An 18456-nucleotide genomic window follows, 5' to 3' on the forward strand; every position below is an offset into this window, starting at 1 on the left:
CTTAGCCATATCTTAGTCGGAGTATTTCCCCCGTTTTGGCCGTCAAACCTTATTTTCGGGGGAATACCTAAAGATACAAAAAAGCCAACTAATTCGCAATACTTTGTGTATGAATTAGTTGGCTAATTTTATACTATTTACTGAATGTTCCTAACTATGACATTTAAAACGGGTCGTATCAAGCTCTGTATTGAGTAATGATACGACCCGTTTTTAGCCTTTTGAGGGCACTCAAATTTCAAATTATAAGTTCATATCTTCAAAAATTGAGTTTTGACACACCCTCCTTTGGGCTAGCTCTTATTTATAAAACAGATTTTCGACCAATGGAATCAACAAAGAAGTCATAATTCCCATCAATCCTATTGCGAGTCCGCTAATAGCCCCTTCTACAGCACCGAGTTCTATTGCCTTAGCTGTACCTAAACCGTGCGCAGCCGCGCCAAGAGCAAGACCTTTGGCAACCCGGCTTTTTATATGTAATTTACGAAGAATAAACGGCCCGATAATTCCACCTAATATACCGCATATAACGACAGTAATAGCTGTTAATGACGGAATTCCTCCACTTTTTGCAGAAAGGCTTAATGCTATGGGGGTAGTAACGGATTTAGGCTCTAATGAGACAATGACACTATGTTCTACTCCCATTAGTTTGCAAATCCAAATTACGCTTACGATCCCTACTAAACTTCCGACAATAATAGAAGAAGTGATGGATAGAACTTTTCCTTTTAAATATCCGATTTGTTCGTATAAAACATAACCCAATGCTACGACAGAAGGTCCTAACATGAAATGTATCATGTAACTGCCTTTGGAAAAAGTCTCGTAATCGATTCCTGCCCATTTTAATACTCCAATAATAATCGCTATACTGATAATAATGGGATGGAGCAGCGCAATTTTACTTTTGGTATAAATATATGTTCCTGATAAATAACTTGCTAATACGAGAAATAACAAAAATGGGGTAGAAGATAATATTTCGTTCATATAAATACAGTTTATAGCTTTTTTTCTAATTTATCTTGCATATATCCGACAACAGCGATAATAACAGCTGTCGTTACGACAGATACGATTAATAATGCTGCCCAATAGCGAGAAATGAGATCGAAAGATGCCATAAGACCGACTCCTGCAGGAACAAAAAAAAGTGCCATATTCTGTGTCAATGCGTTCGATACACTTCTTACATCTCGAGGTTTTACGAATTTCAGTAAAAGAGACAAAAATAACAGAACCATTCCGCAAACACTGCCCGGGACAATTCCATTAATTAAAAAACTTAAGCATTCTCCTAAAAAATAGAATAACATAATAATAGATGCACCTTTAACCATAATTTTTATATATAATAAAGTCCGTCTTTAACTTGAACAAATTGTTCATCACATAAGAAACGTAATGTTTCTACTATTTTTTCCTGTGAAAAAGGAATACGTGCTATAATTGTGTCGAGACTACATTTATCAGCTTGCAATAGTTTGTAGATTTCTTTTTCTATTCGGGAGAAATCTCCAGAAGTTAATTCTCCGGATTTTTGTTGCAAACAAATATCGCATAATCCGCATTCTCTGTTAAATGTCTCGCCAAAATAGTTTAATAATATTTGTGTTCTGCATTTTTTATCGTGAAGTACATATTCCAACATACTATGAATGCGATGAGAAAAACGTTCTTTGCGTTCTTCATAAACATTTCGGGGTATTGATAAATATTTCAGATCCTCTCGAGGTGTGGTATATATAATAAAAGGTGTCCTTTTTTGCGGTATGTAGTGTAAAATATGCTGTTTTGAAAAATAGATTAAGTTTTCGTATACCTCTTGAGGGGAGAGCCCGCTTCGTCTTGACAAGAGATCTTCCTGAATAAAAACGTAATCGGCGAATAAACCTGTATAGGAACGAAGTAAACATTGTAATAATTCTTCTTTTTCATAATCGTCCGTTTGCAATTTGTACAATTCATCACGTTGTACGGTTATCATTACTCTCGACAGAGATTCTACTTCTTCCGTAAACTCTATATATTGAGCTTGTTCTAATATTTTTAGTGCGTTAAATGTCGGTAATATGGGAAATTTAAACGTTTTGCAGAATGTGTTTAAATTGAAATCAAAAACAGAATTCATTCCCGATCCGACTGCTACTTGCAAAAAGTTTCCTAATGCTTCATATACACGAGATATAAATTCTCGTTCGGGAAACATATCACGGATTCTCTTTTCTAATTTTACCTTATCGGCATTTGCATATAAAATAACAGCATATGCCTGGAGCCCATCTCTTCCTGCGCGTCCGGCTTCTTGATAGTACTCTTCCGGAGAGTTAGGTAAATCCAAATGAATAACGAGTCGTACATCCGGTTTATCTATGCCCATTCCAAAAGCATTTGTGGCGACAATTACCCGACAATGATCTTCTTTCCAGGATTGTTGCTTACGGTTTTTATCTTCTGATTTTAAACCTGCATGATAAAAATCCGCACTGATTTTGAATCTTCTTAATTCTTCCGCAATCTCTTTTGTTTTTTGTCTGCTGCGGACATAGATTATGGCACTTCCCGGAACACGATTGAGAATATGTATTAATTGTTGAATTTTATTTTCTCCGTAGCGTACTACATAAGAAAGATTAGGGCGGAAAAAACTTTTTTGAAAGACTTTTCCTTTTTTGAAATGGAGTTTTTCTTGTATATCTTCTACGACTTGGGGAGTTGCAGTTGCAGTCAAGGCTAATACGGGAACATCGGGGAATAAAGTCCTTATGTCGGCAATTTTTATATATGAAGGTCTGAAATCATACCCCCATTGGGAGATGCAATGGGCTTCATCCACCACTAATAGAGAGACTTTCATTGCTTTTACTTTGGATAGGAAAAGATCGTTTGAAAGACGTTCCGGAGAAATGTATAAAAACTTATATTTACCGAATATGCAATTTTCTAATGTAACGATCGTTTCGTGACGAGTTAATCCGGAATATAGATAAGCCGCTTTAATATCTCTGGCTCTAAGATTATCCACCTGATCTTTCATTAATGCGATCAGAGGTGTTATAACTAAACAAATTCCATCCATAGCTAGGACAGGAACTTGAAATGTTAAGGATTTCCCTCCTCCTGTCGGCATCAAGCCCAAGGTATCATTTCCTGTCAGTACGGAATTGATAATATCTTCTTGTAAAGGTCTGAATGTATCATATCCCCAATATCGTTTTAATATTTCGTAGATGTTTTGTCCCATACCTATGTTCGAGGTTGCAAAATTACAAATTGTAATGGCATATTTTTCTTTTTGACGATTATTTTGTGTATAATAAAACCGGCTTCGAATATATATTATCAAAGCCGGTTGAAAAATTTCAATTTTATATGTTATATTATCGAGTTTGAGAATATTCAATAAAATTGTATATCAATTTTTTAGCTACATCAGAAGATCCAGAGGTCAGGTTTAGATTCGGCATAATATCTAATGTGGAGAAGATTATTTTACCTTTACCGCAAGGGATAATTCCTACGGCTGTTCCAAGATTAAAGCCATGACTTCTATATACTCCTGCAACCAATTCTTCCCCTTCAAGTTTTAGCCCTAACCTATGATCTCCGTCATGAACTAATGCTTGATAAGGCCAGCTCATACCGACATTGCCAGGCAGATCTTTAAATAGGGGATGTGCTTTTACGAAATGAACTCCACCGACCCAATTTCTTCCCATTGCAAAATTACCTTTATTTTTAAGATTTGTGTATTTAGAGATGACATCCATCCATGTTTCTGCTGATTCTAATAAAATAAGGGTGGTGCCGTCATTTTTGCAACGATCTATTAATGATTTAGGATCAAGAGTCGCATTTCCAGGTGTAGACCATTGCAATTGAATTGTTCCGGTTTGTTTTTGTTGTCGGTATTCTACTTGGATATTTATGGCTTTTCCTGCTTCAAGAGTAACAGGTCGTTGGTAAGTGTACATTTTTTTGTTACCCCACTCATCAATTACCCGTTGTCCATTAATAGAAAGGCGTAAGCCCCCATCTGTATTGACCGCTATAAGATATTGTCCGGAAACAGAAGGCATGAGTTTTCCTTTCCATATTGCAGAAAACGGTTGATTTGCTGATACAGAAGCATCTGGTTGCGCACCGTCTGCGAATTGGAAATCAATGTGCGTGTCTGTACGAGTTCCTGCGGCTTCTCTTAAATCGTCGTCTTTAAAGAAGGTTGCAACAATTCCCGGTTTATCATCATTGGTTATGTATGCTTCGGGTTGTATTTTTTGTGGGGCATCTAATGGAGGACGTGTAATGACAACCCAGTCCAATTTGCCTGCATTTTCAGAAAAATCGGTAAGTATATTTCCGGTTTCTTGTTTATAAAAACTTACAAACGTATTTTTTGTGTCATTTTTATAAATAGCCCCAGTGCCCGATAATTTTTGGGAATCCCAATTTACTCCTAATACTTGGTCTTTCCCCGAAGCCTGTTTTTCTTTATTCAGATTGTATAAATTCGCTTCTATTGAAAACATTCCGGATTGATTGTTTAAAGGAAGTAGCATATTTTCGATTAGTAATTCTCCGAACACTTCTCCTCCAGAAAGCTGAACATTCTTATTTTCTTGATATATATTTTTACCATTCGGGTCTTTTACATTGATAGATAAAATATGTTTTCCTTTCAGATTTTTTTCATTGACGATATAAAAATCTACTGGAACAGGATTCGGAGTATGGATAATTTGTTTTCTCGGGCTAATTGCCACATAAAGCGGCTGGTTATAATATGCCAAAATTTTAGAGTCTCCTTTTGCATTCCTATAAAGATCCACTACTCCGGAATGGTTGTCATAGGGCATGGATTCCCACCCGTTAATTACATAGCAGTCTCCTAAGTTCTGCATTCTCATGCCTTGAATTCTACGACCTTGGTGTTCGAATGATATGTCTCCCATTTTTTCGGTGAGCATATCGACAGTTTTGAAATATGGCTCTAAATTTTTATCTGCGAAAAATTTACAAAACTCTTTATATTGTTTTTGCCAAAATTTTCCGTCCCATCCGGTTTTCCCGGTTTTGGAGAGATAATCGTCTATTTCTTTGATACGAGGAGGTGTAGAAATTGCAGCTTCTTCTCCACGCATATATATTTCGGTGTTATTATTGGTGTACATAAGATTGTCAGTCGGTGATTTATAAAAATCTTCTCTCCAAGTTTCCGGACCTCCGGCCCTATGGTTATCAAACCAGCCGTTCATGTATAGTTTTGTATCAAACGGACGGAAGTGGGCTTTTGAATCTTCTAAAGCATCTTTTTTGTTAGCCCATCCAGAGGTGAATGTAATTGTTCGACTCGGATCGATGGCATGTGCATCCCGCATATCCTCGAATCGTTTTGCTACCAATTCTTTATCTTTGGATAAACGACCACCGAATTCATTAATCATATTATAAATAATCAGACTGGGATGACTTCTGTCCCGTTTAATCATACGGAATACTTTTTCACGTAAAATAGTCCGGATAAAAGGATCATGAGTGCCCGAATGAAAAGAGCCGGGTTCTTCATAATATAACAGTCCCATTTCGTCAGCTTTGTCCAATACAACGGGAGTTCCTATGTTTCTATGAAAGTTCAGCATATTGAGACCTAACTGTTTTGCTGTAGTTATTTGTTTCTCGGCCATTTCTGGAGTTGCGATTAATCCCGTTACTGGCCAATATCCCCAAGAAATAGCACTTCTCAGCATAATACGACGGCCGTTCAATTTTAATGTAGCTTCTTCTCCAATATTTTCTGGTGCGAACCATCGAAAACCGAAAGTTCGTTCATCATTATCTTTATTGGAAAGAGATACTTTGCTCACATATAAATTGGGAGATTCTATATCCCAAATTTTTGCATTCGGAGCATCTACTTCTATTGTTACCCGGCTATCTCCTTGAGGAATTTGGTGATTTTTTATTTGCTTTGAAAATATTTTTATCGATGGATTATTTTTTTCAACAATATCGAGATTGATATTTTGCTTTAATTTTCTATCTGTCAGATTTCGTATAGAGATAATTGCATTTACTTTTGTCTTTTGCGGTGTATTTTGCATGTAAATGTCAGATATATATACCGGATTTAATGCTTTCAAGTTCACATCTCCAAGTATGCCTCCAAAACCGCGTCCCGGTGGGATCAAATATTTTCCCCAATTCATGACGTCGAAATCTTGCCAGTGAAAATTTCCTCCGGGATTGGTAACACGGACAGCAAGAAGTTGCTTTTCTCCCGGACGTATAGCTTTAGTCACATTTGCTTCGAATGGAGTTTCTCCAACAATATCATATGCTACGAGTTGTCCGTCAAGATAGACTTCTGCTCTCATTCTTACAGCTCCGAACTCTAAAATAAATGTCGCGTCTTTCAGATCTTTAGGGATATTTAGAGTTCTAAACCACCAGCTGACACCGGAAAAATCTGTAGGCTGAGGCCAGTCCGATACGGTCATGTATTCTTCGACAGTCCCCGGCACACTTACTTTTTTTGCGGTGTTTGCATTTAATGATTCCCAGCCTCCGGTGGGCGGATTAACCGGCAGTTTGGATAGATCTGACACTTCTGTCGGCAGATATAACCGGTCATTATTCCAGCCGGCAGGAGAATTTACCGATAATGTTGATAATCTCGCCACTTCGCTTGGAAGATAAAGTTTGTCATTTTTCCATTCAGCTTTCGTGTCACGCCATAAATACCATTCCGATCCGGATAGAGGAATAATAACACGGGATTGATTTCTTGTGGATGCAATCCCTAAAAGAGTATTGAGCAGGAGTAAATAGCTCAATAAATGAATTTTTTTCATGTTTATTCTGATTTTTAGATAAAGTTTCTATGTTACAAAATAAGGTTTCTCCTATTAATATTTTATCGAGATATGTATTAAAAGGCGCATAATATCCTATTAAAAATTATATTATTCGGTAATATGAACTGTTTACTGACAAAAATGTTATTAATATCCAGAGTCGAGAAGTGTAAAAGCTGTCAGTATTATTTTTAAGTTAATTATAGTCGCTGTCTTTTTGGCAGATTTTTAGTAAAAAATATATTTGGCATAAAATTAGCTATAAGATTATTGCTTCTCAAGCAATGAATGGGGAGCGGAAAGATAATTATTAACAACTAAAATATAATAACAATGAACATTAGACCTTTAGCAGACAGAGTTTTGATTAAACCAGCGCCTGCAGAAGAAAAAACCGTGGGTGGTATTATTATTCCTGATTCAGCGAAAGAAAAACCCTTGAAAGGCGAAGTTATCGCTGTCGGTAACGGTACTAAAGATGAAGAAATGGTTGTTAAACCGGGTGATTGTGTCCTATATGGCAAGTATGCCGGTACGGAGATCGAACTGGATAATGACAAATTCCTCATTATGCGTCAATCTGACATTTTAGCTATTCTCTAATTAAAATTGTTTCATTTTAAGAAATTAAATCATGGCAAAAGAAATTAAATTCAATATCGATGCCCGCGATGAATTGAAAAAGGGTGTTGACGCTTTGGCAAATGCGGTAAAAGTAACTTTAGGCCCGAAGGGTCGTAATGTGATTATTGAAAAAAAATTCGGTGCTCCCCACATTACTAAAGACGGTGTATCAGTAGCTAAAGAAATTGAATTGGAAGATTCATTTCAAAATATGGGAGCTCAGTTGGTGAAAGAAGTAGCATCAAAAACCGGAGACGATGCAGGTGACGGTACTACTACTGCAACAGTTTTAGCACAATCTATTGTTAATGTAGGTTTGAAAAATGTAACAGCAGGAGCTAATCCCATGGATTTGAAACGAGGAATAGATAAAGCTGTTGCTAAAGTTGTAGAAAGTATTAAATCTCAATCAGAGGAAGTGGGTGATGATTTCGAAAAGATAGAATCGGTAGCTCGTATTTCTGCTAATAATGACAGTGAAATCGGTCAGTTGATTGCAGAAGCGATGAAGAAAGTAAAAAAAGAAGGTGTAATTACGGTTGAAGAGGCTAAGGGTACCGATACTACGGTAGAAATCGTAGAAGGTATGCAGTTTGATCGTGGATATATTTCTCCATATTTTGTAACGAATACAGAAAAAATGGAGTGTGAAATGGAAAATCCTTATATCCTGATTTTCGATAAGAAAATTTCTTCTTTAAAAGAAATGTTGCCTATTTTGGAAGCGACTGCACAATCGGGACGTCCTTTATTGATTATTGCTGAAGATGTTGATAGTGAAGCTCTTGCAACTTTAGTTGTAAACCGTTTACGTGGTTCTTTGAAGATCTGTGCTGTTAAAGCTCCGGGATTTGGAGACCGTCGTAAAGAAATGCTTGAAGATATTGCCGTACTGACTGGTGGAGTTGTTATATCTGAAGAAAAAGGCTTAAAACTGGATGGTGCGACAATCGATATGTTAGGTCGTGCAGAAAAAGTAACAGTTGACAAAGAAAACACTACTATTGTAAACGGTTTGGGAAATAAAGATGCTATTGCTTCTCGGGTAGCTCAGATTAAAGCTCAGATCGAAAAGACTACTTCGGATTATGATCGGGAAAAACTGCAAGAACGTTTGGCAAAGCTTGCAGGTGGTGTTGCTGTTTTGTATATCGGTGCAGCTTCTGAGGTTGAAATGAAAGAGAAGAAAGACCGTGTCGATGATGCTTTAAGTGCCACTCGTGCTGCAATTGCTGAAGGTATCGTTCCCGGTGGTGGAGTTGCTTATATTCGTGCAATTCCTTCTCTTGAAGGTATGAAGGGCGATAATGATGATGAAACTACAGGTATAGAGATTGTTAAGCGGGCAATTGAAGAACCGCTTCGTCAGATCGTCGATAATGCCGGTGTAGAAGGAGCTGTCGTAGTTCAGAAAGTAAAAGACGGTAAGGGTGATTTCGGATATAATGCTCGTACGAACACATATGAAAACTTCTTTGCTGCTGGTGTTATTGACCCGGCTAAGGTTACACGTGTAGCCCTTGAGAATGCCGCATCGATTGCTGGAATGTTCTTAACTACAGAATGTGTTATTGCTGATAAGAAGGAGGAAAATCCTGCACCTATGCCTGCTCCGGGAATGGGCGGAATGGGAGGCATGATGTAATTCTTGCTTAGAATATAATATCTAAATAAAGACAGGCCGAAAAGTAAATTTTTCGGCCTGTCTTTATTATTTATAAGAGTGTCTGTTTAAATTTGAAAGAATGGGAATAATTAAAGTAAATTACTAGCCAATTCAGAGAGACGGCTTCTTTCTCCTTTAATTAAGTTTACATGACCGAATAAAGCTTGTCCTTGCATCTTATCTATCATATAAACTAATCCGTTAGACTGAGAGTCTAAATAAGGTGAATCGATCTGTTGTATATCTCCGGTAAACACCATTTTTGTCCCTTCTCCGGCTCGAGTTATAATGGTTTTTATTTCATGAGGAGTTAAATTTTGAGCTTCGTCGATAATACAAAATGTCTCGGAAAGGCTTCGGCCTCGGATATAAGCCAAAGCTTCGATAACCAATGTTCCTTTTTCCTGCATATCTTGTAAAATTCTGTAATCGCTGCTTTCAAGAGAAAATTGGTGTTTAATGACATTTAAATTATCGAATAGAGGTTGCATATAAGGGGCTATCTTTTGCTTTTCATCTCCAGGCAAGTATCCCAAATCTTTATTAGCCAAAGCCACGATAGGACGAGCTAATAAAATCTGTTTATATAATTTGTTTTGTCGTAAAGCTCCGGCTAAAGCTAATAGTGTTTTCCCAGTTCCGGCTTTCCCTGTTAAAGCAAGGAGTTTGACTTCAGGATCATTTAACAAATCAAAAGCAAAGGTCTGTTCTGCATTGCGCGGCTCTATGCCGAAATTCTTTTCTTTAATTACTTTCCGGACTTTATCGGTTTCGGAAACATAGCGGGCAAGAACAGAAGAAGTCCCACTTTCCAAAACAAAACATTCGTTGGATTTAAACGGATCATTCGATATTTCTGTGGCCGGAATGCCGTCTTTAGATTTATAAATGGCATCGATAATTTCTGGAGAGACATTGTCTAATACCCGATGTTCTGATTCGAAAATATCAATATTTTTGACTTTATCATTGATATAGTCTTCAGTTTCGATACCTATAGCTCGGGCTTTCATCCGTAAATTTATGTCTTTAGTTACCAGAATCGTTTTTCTGTCAGGATGATTTTCTCTTACTATCAATGTTGCCGCTAAAATAAGATGGTCGGGTTTCTTTTCCGGAAATACCGATTTTACTTTTTCAGGATATGTACTATTGACAACGATGGATAATCGTCCTAAATCAGGGCCTAATAATGCACCTTCTGTAAACAAATGGTTATCTGTAATTTCGTCCAGTTCTCGGACAAATTCCCGAGCATTGAAGTTAATTTGGTCGTTCCCTTTTTTGAATTTGTCTAATTCTTCTAAAACAACTATGGGAATGAAAATGTCATTATCTTGAAAATTAAACAAGCATTTGTAGTCGTGCAGAATAACATTCGTATCTAACACAAAATTCTTTTTGGCACTCATAATAGCATGTTTTAATAGTTAATATTTTAAATAAAGACATTTTGTCTTTTTCAAATATAATTATTCATTTAGAAAAAGACTTCTCTTTTAGATTAAAATAGCTTAACATTATTGTGAAATCTGCTTTTAGAACAGAAAATGTGAAATAAGGAAAAGTTTATGTATGTTTGTACCGAATTATATCGGAAAATATGAAAAGAATAGGATTATTGTCTGATACACATGCTTATTGGGATGAGAGATATATTAAATATTTTTCGGAATGTGATGAGATATGGCATGCCGGAGATATAGGGTCTATGGAAATTGTCGATAAGTTTCAATCATTTAAGCCATTCCGTGCGGTTTACGGTAATATTGACGGACAAGATATACGGGCTATATATTCGAAACATCTTCGTTTTACCGTAGAAGGTGCAGATATATGGATGACTCATATTGGGGGATATCCCGGTAAATATGACAGAGAAGTTATCCCCGAAATTTATAGAAATCCTCCGGATTTATTTATATCTGGACATTCTCACATACTAAAGGTTTTATATGATAAAACTTTAAAGCTTTTACATATAAATCCGGGAGCTGCCGGTAAATATGGTTTCCATAAAAAAAGGACATTGGTGCGTTTCACAATTGATGATAAAATATTTAAAGATTTGGAGGTAATAGAATTAGGAGAAAAATAATTTATTTTTCGTACATGTCAAACGCATAAAATCTATACGATAAGTAAATTCTTTTTTTATTCCCGGAAAAATTTGATTATAAATTTTTTGCAAGATCTCTCGTATATTAATAAACGATAGAGCAACGGTTTGCATATTTACATTGTTTTGTATGATTGTATTTTCACCGGTTTTTAGAATAAAGTCTATTTCTTTGCTATATTTATCGAATGTTTTGTCAATACCGTTTCCCTTTATATGCATACTTTAGGAACAAAAACAGTAAAAAAGTTTTTCTAATTTATGTGAACACTTTTTATTATAAAGCTGTTTTATGTTTTAAATTCAATAAATGAGTGTATTTTTGCCTAAATAACGGAGAATGATATGGGATTAAAACGTTTCGGAGTTTCTTTGGATGAAAGTTTATTAGAGTCTCTTGATTTATTTGTCGTTAATAACGGTTTTACAAATAGATCTCAGGCAATCAGATTTTTGGTTGAAAAAAATATTGCAGAGACTAAATGGCTATGTAATCATGTCGTAGCCGGAACAATCATTATCATGTATGATCAGAGTAAGAAAGATATTTCCGTAAGAATTGAGGAAATACAGCAAGCGTATCAGCAGGTTATTTTATCATCTTCTCAATATTACCTCAATAGCAATTTTTGCCTTCATATTGCGACGGTAACCGGAGAAGCTTATAAGTTGACAGAACTTTCGGACAGACTGATTGCAATAAAAGGCATAAAGCATGGAAAGCTTGTGATGAGTAGAGCAGATTAATTTTTTTTGAATTTATAGTAACACGATAATAGAAAAACGTGTCACTTAAGTAATAAAACTAAAAAGGATAAAAATGAGAAAAGTTATTCAACACATTTATTCAGTTGTATTTTTATTTTGTATCGTTTTTTCTGCTCATGCAGGATCATCGTTAAAAGATACATTGGATATACAAGAAGTTGTTGTCACCGCGACAAAAACGAGAGTGAATAAAAATAATACACCTTTGTCTATTTCTGTAGTCACTCGTCAAGAGATTGAGCGCAGTAGTGAATCTGCTTTACTTCCGGTTTTATCTCAAAGAGTACCCGGACTATTTGTTACTCAGCGGGGAATTACCGGCTTCGGGGTATCTACCGGGTCTGCTGGAACAGTAAATATAAGAGGTGTAGGAAGTGGTAACAAGGTGCTTATGCTATTCGACGGGCAACCTCAATGGGCAGGAATTTATGGACATAGTCTTCCTGACACTTATGTTGCATCTGATGTAGATAAAGTAGAGGTGATACGTGGGCCGGGATCGCTTCTATATGGATCTAATGCAATGGGAGGGGTTGTGAATATAATCACCCGAAGTCAACATGAAGAGGGAGTCACTACCCATGCGAGAGCGATGTACGGCTCTTATAATACCCAGAAATACATGATCAATAATGGCGTGAGGTCGGGAAAATTTAATAGTTTTATTTCCCTGAATCATGATCGTACGGACGGACATCGTGATAATTCGAAATTTAATATTACGAACGGATTTGTAAAAATCGGTTATGATATTTCTTCTCATTATAGTGTTGTCGGAGATATTAGTGCCGCATATTACGATTTAAGGAATCCCGGAAAGGATACCGATCCATTATTAGATGGTTGGATGCATATATGGCGTGGAATCGCATCTGTGGGAGTTGAAAATAAGTATCAGAAATATTCCGGAGCAATAAGGGCTTTTTATAGTTGGGGAAATCATAAGATCAATGATGGACATGAAGCCGATGAAGTAGCAAAAGATTATTTGTTTCGTTCAACGGACTTCAATTACGGTGTACAGGCGTATGAATCATTTTTTATTATTCCGAACAATCAATTTACATTAGGGGTCGATTACAAGAATTGGGGTGGAAATGCGTGGAATGCCTTTTTTTCAGGAGAAAGAAAAGACATTATTGCGGATAAAAGTGTACATGAATTGGCCGGATATGCGATAATGCAACAAGAATTTTGGAATCAGTTCACTCTAAATGCAGGAGTCCGTTATGAACATAACAGTACATACGGCAGTGAGTGGGTGCCGCAAGCAGGATTTACATGGAGACCTTTTTGGGGAAATTCTATTAAAGCTTCTTTTTCGAAAGGGTTTCGTAGTCCTAATATGCGAGAACTTTATATTACATTCGGACCTGGAAATAAAGCGAATGCGGATTTGAATCCAGAGAGCATGTTGAATTACGAGGTGTCTATCGGACAATATTTTTGGAACAATCGGATACATGCAGAAGTAACGGCATTTTATATCGATGGTAAAAATATGATTCAAGTTGATCCACAGTCGGGACAGCTTGAGAATGTCGGAAAGTTTTATAATAAGGGTATTGAATTGGACGCAGATATTCAGGTTTTACGAAATTTACGCTTTTCTACAAATTATAGCTTTTTACATACCAATAAGGAAATTGTTGCTGCTCCTAAACATAAATGGTTTTTAGAAGGCTTATATACGTGGAAAAATTTAAGTATAACATTAAATATGCAGTCGATATTCGGTTTATATGTCAGTAATTTAATGAAGAGCGAAGATTATACTCTTCTGAATGGACGTATTGCCTATAAAATAGGAAATAAAAAACAGAATATTACGTTGTTTGTAAAAGGGGAAAATTTGACAAATACGAAATATACCATTAATGAAGGATATCCGATGCCGGGTGCTATAGCAATGGGAGGATTTGATTTTAAATTTTAAATTTTTTACCGGAACTCAATATCGATGGCATGATAAGAATTTATTATCATGCCATTTTTAATTAATTGATTATTTTTGTACGTTTAAATGAATCTCTGAATAATGTACAGAATTATATTATCTATAATTGGCATTGGTCTTATTTTATGTGGATGCAGTAGTAATATTCCGAGCTCTTATGAATTGAACGGTGAAGTTTATAATTCTCGATTTAATGGAAAGACTATATATCTTTCTAAAGTGGACGGAGATGAGCTTACGAATATAGATAGTACCTTAGTCGAGGTGAATAAGTTCTGTTTAAAGGGCGTTCAAGATGTTCCGACAGTTTGTTATTTACGTTTTAGGGAAGATCACTTGTTACCGGAATATGTACCAGTAACGTTTATATTAGAAAACGGAACAATAAATGTTCAAATTACAAAATCAGATTCTAAAGCAACAGGAACGGTATTGAATGATTCTCTTTTTTCATTTCAAAAGTCTATGGATAAGTATGAAAAGCAGCTTACTCGTATAGAAGCTCGATATAAAAAGATGATAGCTGACAGTACGATAAATAAAGAGACCGAGAAGCAAATATACGAAGAGTATAATTCTGAGGAAAAAGCAAATCTGGAGTTTATTAAGAAGGTTATAGGACAGAATCTGAATAATATATTAGGTGCTTATATTTTTAATTTAAATCGAAATAGATTAGCGGACAAGGATATTGAAATTATTTTGCAAAAAGCCGGATCTACATTTAAAAATCAACCGGATATAAGACTTATTTCCGAAAGAATCAGACGATTGAATAATATATCTGTAGGGAAAATGTTCAAAGATTTTGATTCTCAGGATATTCAAGGAAGAAGAAAATCTTTATCTGAATATGCTGGACGAGGAAAATTTTTGATTGTAGGTTTTTGGGCATCTATATCTCCTTCAAGCCGAATAGAAATGAAAAATTTAATAGAGATACACAAAAAATATAAATACAAGGGTATTGACATTATTAGTGTATCTTTAGATACGGATTCTTTATCTTGGATAGAAAATATAGAACGATATAATTTAACTTGTCCACATTTATCGGATTTTAAAGGATGGGAGAGTGATGCCGTCAAAGCTTATGAAATTAATAAAATACCTTATATCCTCCTATTAAATCCAGATGGAAGTATTGCAGCAAAAGAAACAGATACTAATTGCTTAAAAGAGAAATTGAAAGAATTATTTGATTGACAAAAGCCTCACAAATAATTCTTTAAGCAAATTCAAGCAGATTATCTTATTCGAATTTAATCGATTTTGCCGGTCGTATGAGAGAGACCAAATAAGAAGGTCCGATAAGCATTAATAAAGAAATCACCAGACAACTGATATTCAAGATGAGTATATACCCGAAATTCAATTCGATAGGAACTGCCGGAATATAATACACATCAGGATCTAATTTGATAAGTTTAAAATGGGCTTGTAGCAGGCATAATAGTATTCCTATTATATTACCCCATATCATACCTTTTCCGACTAAGAAGATCGAAATATAAATAAAGATTTTGCGAATAGAGTAGTTGGTTGCCCCTAAGGCTTTTAATATGCCAATCATGTTGGTCCGTTCCAAAATAATAATTAATAAGCCCGAAATCATCGTAAAACCGGCAACAACGGCCATCAAAATAAGAATTACCCATACATTCATATCCAACAAATCCAGCCAATTAAATAACTGTGGATTCAATTCTCGGACAGAACGAACAAAATAATGTTCTCCATATCGGTCTGTACAATTCATTAAATCGAAATAGAGATTTTCTGTTACTTCGTCCAATTTTGAAAAATCTCGTAATTTCACTTCAATACCACTAAATTGGTCAGTTCCCCATCTATTAAGTTTTTGAACATGACGAACATCTCCGATAATAAAGAGCTTATCGTATTCGGTAAAATTGGTCTGATATATTCCTGTAATCTCAAATTTTCTAGCTCTGATATTGTCATCTATAAAATAACAAAGTATTTGATCTCCGGCTTCTAAATGTAGTCTGTTTGCAATATAATGAGATATTAATATTTCATTTGAAATAGCCGAATCGGAGAGGTGAGGAGGAACACCTGCCAAAAGATTCTTTTCAAAAAAAGACCAATCATAATTTTTATCTACACCCTTAAGAGCTATTCCTAAAAATTCATTATCGGTCTTCAATATACCCGGCTTAGTTGCGAAATTTTCAATGTATAAAATTTCAGGATTTTGTTTTAATGCGGCTTGTAAACTATCGGAAACTCCGATGGGCAATGTTTCAAAAGATGAATTGTTTGAGAAACCGCTGATTTGGATATGTGAACTGAACCCTATTACTTTACCGCTGACCTCATGCTTAAATCCGACAACAATAGCTACGGATATAATCATTATAGCTAATCCTAAAGCTACTCCTAAGGTTGCGATACGAATAGCTGGAGGAGAAACTTTTTTTCTTCCGTCTTTATTGAAATGTATTTTTTTTGCTATAAATAGCTCTAAGTTCATATAGTTCTACCGGGATAAGATTCCAATGCTTTACTTAATACAATCAAAGCATTCGCTAAATCTTCTTTTTTTAGGACATATGCTAACCGAACCTCATTTTTACCTAATCCCGGAGTCGTATAAAATCCAGATCCGGGAGCCATAAATACGGTTTGCCCTTCATACTCGAAATGTTCAAGACACCAAGCACAAAATTTATCCGCATCATCGACCGGTAGCTTTGCCATTGTGTAAAATGCACCCATGGGAATCGGTGAATAACAACCGGGAATACGATTAATTCCGTCTATGAGGAATTTACGACGTTCTACATATTCATTATATGTATCCAGCAAATAGTCTGATGGTGCACCGAGAGATGCTTCGGCAATTAATTGTCCGATAAGAGGCGGACTTAAACGTGCCTGACAAAATTTCATCACATTTTTTTTCAACTCTTTATGTTTTGTTATCAAAGCTCCAATACGAATTCCACATTCACTATATCGTTTTGATACAGAGTCAATTAATACAACATGATCTTCTATTCCTTTTAAATGAAAAGCCGAAATGTAAGGAGCTCCGGTATAACAAAACTCTCTATATACTTCGTCAGAAAAGAGAAACAAATCATATTTTTTTACCAAATCCCTTATTTGGTTCATCTCTTTTTGGGTATATAGGTAACCTGTCGGATTATTAGGATTGCAAATCAGTATTCCACGGGTTCGTTCTGTAATCAAGGCTTCAAATTTATCTATTGCAGGTAATGCAAAACCTTCATTGATAGAAGAGGGGAGTGTCTTAATTGTTGCCCCTGCTGAAATTGCAAACGCCATATAATTTGCATATGCGGGTTCGGGAACGATTATTTCATCTCCCGGATCAAGGCATGCTAAAAAAGAAAACAAGACTGCTTCTGAACCTCCCGTAGTAATGATAATATCATCAGCATTTACCTGAATATTAAATTTGGCGTAGTATTCGACAAGTTTCTCACGAAAACTTAGAATTCCTTCGCTTGGGCTATATTCTAAAATTTTGCGATCTAAATGCCGGGCAGCATCCAGTCCTATTTCCGGAGTCGGTAAATCTGGTTGTCCTATGTTCAAGTGATATACTTTTATTCCTTTTTGTTTAGCTTTATTTGCTAACGGGACTAATTTTCGAATTGGGGAAGCGGGCATTATTTCACCGCGGTTAGATATTTTCGGCATACTTTAGTAGTATAATCTCGTATATTCTATAACTTATCGTTTTATTCTCGCTACAAATTTATTATTCTTTGTGTTATTAAGCAAACAAAAGCGAAGGATAATGCGGCAAATTGACGTTTCACAATAAATCTTTCAAACAATTCAGCAATAAGTATTGGCATTATTATTATTTTTGTGTCCACTTAACGAAGAGGAAGAATAATGTTTAAGAATATCGTATCCAGTTTGTTCGCTTTGGTTGCTGCCCCTGGTAAGGCATGGCAGAGCATATCTTCAAAAGAAGAAAGTCAGGCAACGTTTTTAAACGGATATTTGTATCCGATTATGGGAATAACGGCTCTTTCGGTTTTTGTGAATTTGCTCAATGATCAGTTTACATTGGAGAAAGCATTAAAACTGATGACAATTGATTTTGTCAAATTTTTTGTAGGATTTTATATTGCATCTTTTTTAATAGATGAATTGCTACAAAAATTTTTTGATAGAGAAAAGAATCCCAAACAAGTACAGTTATTTGTCGGTTACACTTTAAGTGTATATATGTTGATAACGATTTTTCTCAATTTATTTATGGGAATGTTTTCTTTTTTACGATTTGCTCCTTTATACATCATCTATGTTATATGGGAGGGATCTAAATACTATATGGATATCAATGAAAATAAGCGTCTGATATTTGTCGTTTTATCATCATTGATTCTTATATTTTCTCCGGATATCATTGAACGTTTTATGTTCATTTTAATGCCGGGATTAGGAAATTAAATGT

14 protein-coding genes are annotated in these 18456 nt (G+C 35.5%); 7 read left to right on the forward strand and 7 right to left on the reverse strand.

The features are described 5' to 3' along the window. Window positions 1-300: 300 nt before the first annotated feature. From AC0UMU_RS09695 to AC0UMU_RS09710, 4 genes are all read right to left on the reverse strand, one after another. Complete coding sequence (locus tag AC0UMU_RS09695) at window positions 301-996, reverse strand: LrgB family protein (RefSeq protein WP_009317003.1); 696 nt, start codon at window positions 994-996, stop codon at window positions 301-303. A gap of 11 nt (window positions 997-1007) precedes the next feature. Beyond that, window positions 1008-1346 (reverse strand): CidA/LrgA family protein, encoded by a 339-nt coding sequence (locus AC0UMU_RS09700; RefSeq protein ID WP_278715590.1) that lies wholly within the window; start codon window positions 1344-1346, stop codon window positions 1008-1010. A gap of 5 nt (window positions 1347-1351) precedes the next feature. Continuing rightward, window positions 1352-3250, reverse strand: a complete 1899-nt coding sequence (locus AC0UMU_RS09705; RefSeq protein WP_031258904.1) for a RecQ family ATP-dependent DNA helicase — start codon at window positions 3248-3250, stop codon at window positions 1352-1354. Between the two features lie 136 nt (window positions 3251-3386). Further along, window positions 3387-6857, reverse strand: a complete 3471-nt coding sequence (locus tag AC0UMU_RS09710) for a PA14 domain-containing protein (protein ID WP_009317006.1) — start codon at window positions 6855-6857, stop codon at window positions 3387-3389. Between the two features lie 336 nt (window positions 6858-7193). Here AC0UMU_RS09710 and AC0UMU_RS09715 point away from each other — a divergent pair, with 336 nt between their 5' ends. Next, window positions 7194-7463, forward strand: coding sequence for a co-chaperone GroES (locus AC0UMU_RS09715; protein WP_009317007.1), 270 nt, complete (start codon window positions 7194-7196; stop codon window positions 7461-7463). A 31-nt stretch (window positions 7464-7494) separates the two neighbouring features. Beyond that, entirely contained in the window at window positions 7495-9129 is a 1635-nt protein-coding gene (gene groL / locus AC0UMU_RS09720; protein WP_022389626.1) for a chaperonin GroEL, read from the forward strand. 110 nt (window positions 9130-9239) lie between these two features. Here the strand turns inward: groL and AC0UMU_RS09725 are convergent, their stop codons facing one another. Further along, window positions 9240-10562 (reverse strand): PhoH family protein, encoded by a 1323-nt coding sequence (locus AC0UMU_RS09725; RefSeq protein WP_009317009.1) that lies wholly within the window; start codon window positions 10560-10562, stop codon window positions 9240-9242. Between the two features lie 191 nt (window positions 10563-10753). On the opposite strand from AC0UMU_RS09725, the gene AC0UMU_RS09730 reads away from it, so the two are divergent. The 4 genes from AC0UMU_RS09730 (at window position 10754) to AC0UMU_RS09745 (ending at window position 15200) form a co-directional block, all read left to right on the forward strand. Then, window positions 10754-11248, forward strand: coding sequence for a metallophosphoesterase family protein (locus tag AC0UMU_RS09730; protein WP_022389625.1), 495 nt, complete (start codon window positions 10754-10756; stop codon window positions 11246-11248). A gap of 366 nt (window positions 11249-11614) precedes the next feature. Continuing rightward, complete coding sequence (gene nikR, locus AC0UMU_RS09735) at window positions 11615-12016, forward strand: nickel-responsive transcriptional regulator NikR (RefSeq protein ID WP_022389623.1); 402 nt, start codon at window positions 11615-11617, stop codon at window positions 12014-12016. A 73-nt stretch (window positions 12017-12089) separates the two neighbouring features. After that, a complete protein-coding gene (locus AC0UMU_RS09740; RefSeq protein WP_278715585.1) occupies window positions 12090-13973 on the forward strand; it encodes a TonB-dependent receptor plug domain-containing protein in 1884 nt (627 codons plus the stop codon). A 102-nt stretch (window positions 13974-14075) separates the two neighbouring features. Then, entirely contained in the window at window positions 14076-15200 is a 1125-nt protein-coding gene (locus tag AC0UMU_RS09745) for a TlpA disulfide reductase family protein (protein ID WP_009317014.1), read from the forward strand. A 46-nt stretch (window positions 15201-15246) separates the two neighbouring features. Here AC0UMU_RS09745 and AC0UMU_RS09750 read toward each other — a convergent pair whose 3' ends face one another. Further along, a complete protein-coding gene (locus tag AC0UMU_RS09750) occupies window positions 15247-16491 on the reverse strand; it encodes an ABC transporter permease (protein ID WP_278583451.1) in 1245 nt (414 codons plus the stop codon). Then, window positions 16488-17687 (reverse strand): pyridoxal phosphate-dependent aminotransferase, encoded by a 1200-nt coding sequence (locus AC0UMU_RS09755; RefSeq protein ID WP_009317016.1) that lies wholly within the window; start codon window positions 17685-17687, stop codon window positions 16488-16490. The genes AC0UMU_RS09750 and AC0UMU_RS09755 overlap by 4 nt, the downstream gene beginning before the upstream one ends. A gap of 201 nt (window positions 17688-17888) precedes the next feature. On the opposite strand from AC0UMU_RS09755, the gene AC0UMU_RS09760 reads away from it, so the two are divergent. After that, window positions 17889-18452 (forward strand): YIP1 family protein, encoded by a 564-nt coding sequence (locus AC0UMU_RS09760; RefSeq protein ID WP_009317017.1) that lies wholly within the window; start codon window positions 17889-17891, stop codon window positions 18450-18452. The last annotated feature ends 4 nt before the right edge of the window (window positions 18453-18456 follow it).

The sequence above is a fragment of the Coprobacter fastidiosus genome (assembly GCF_982245605.1).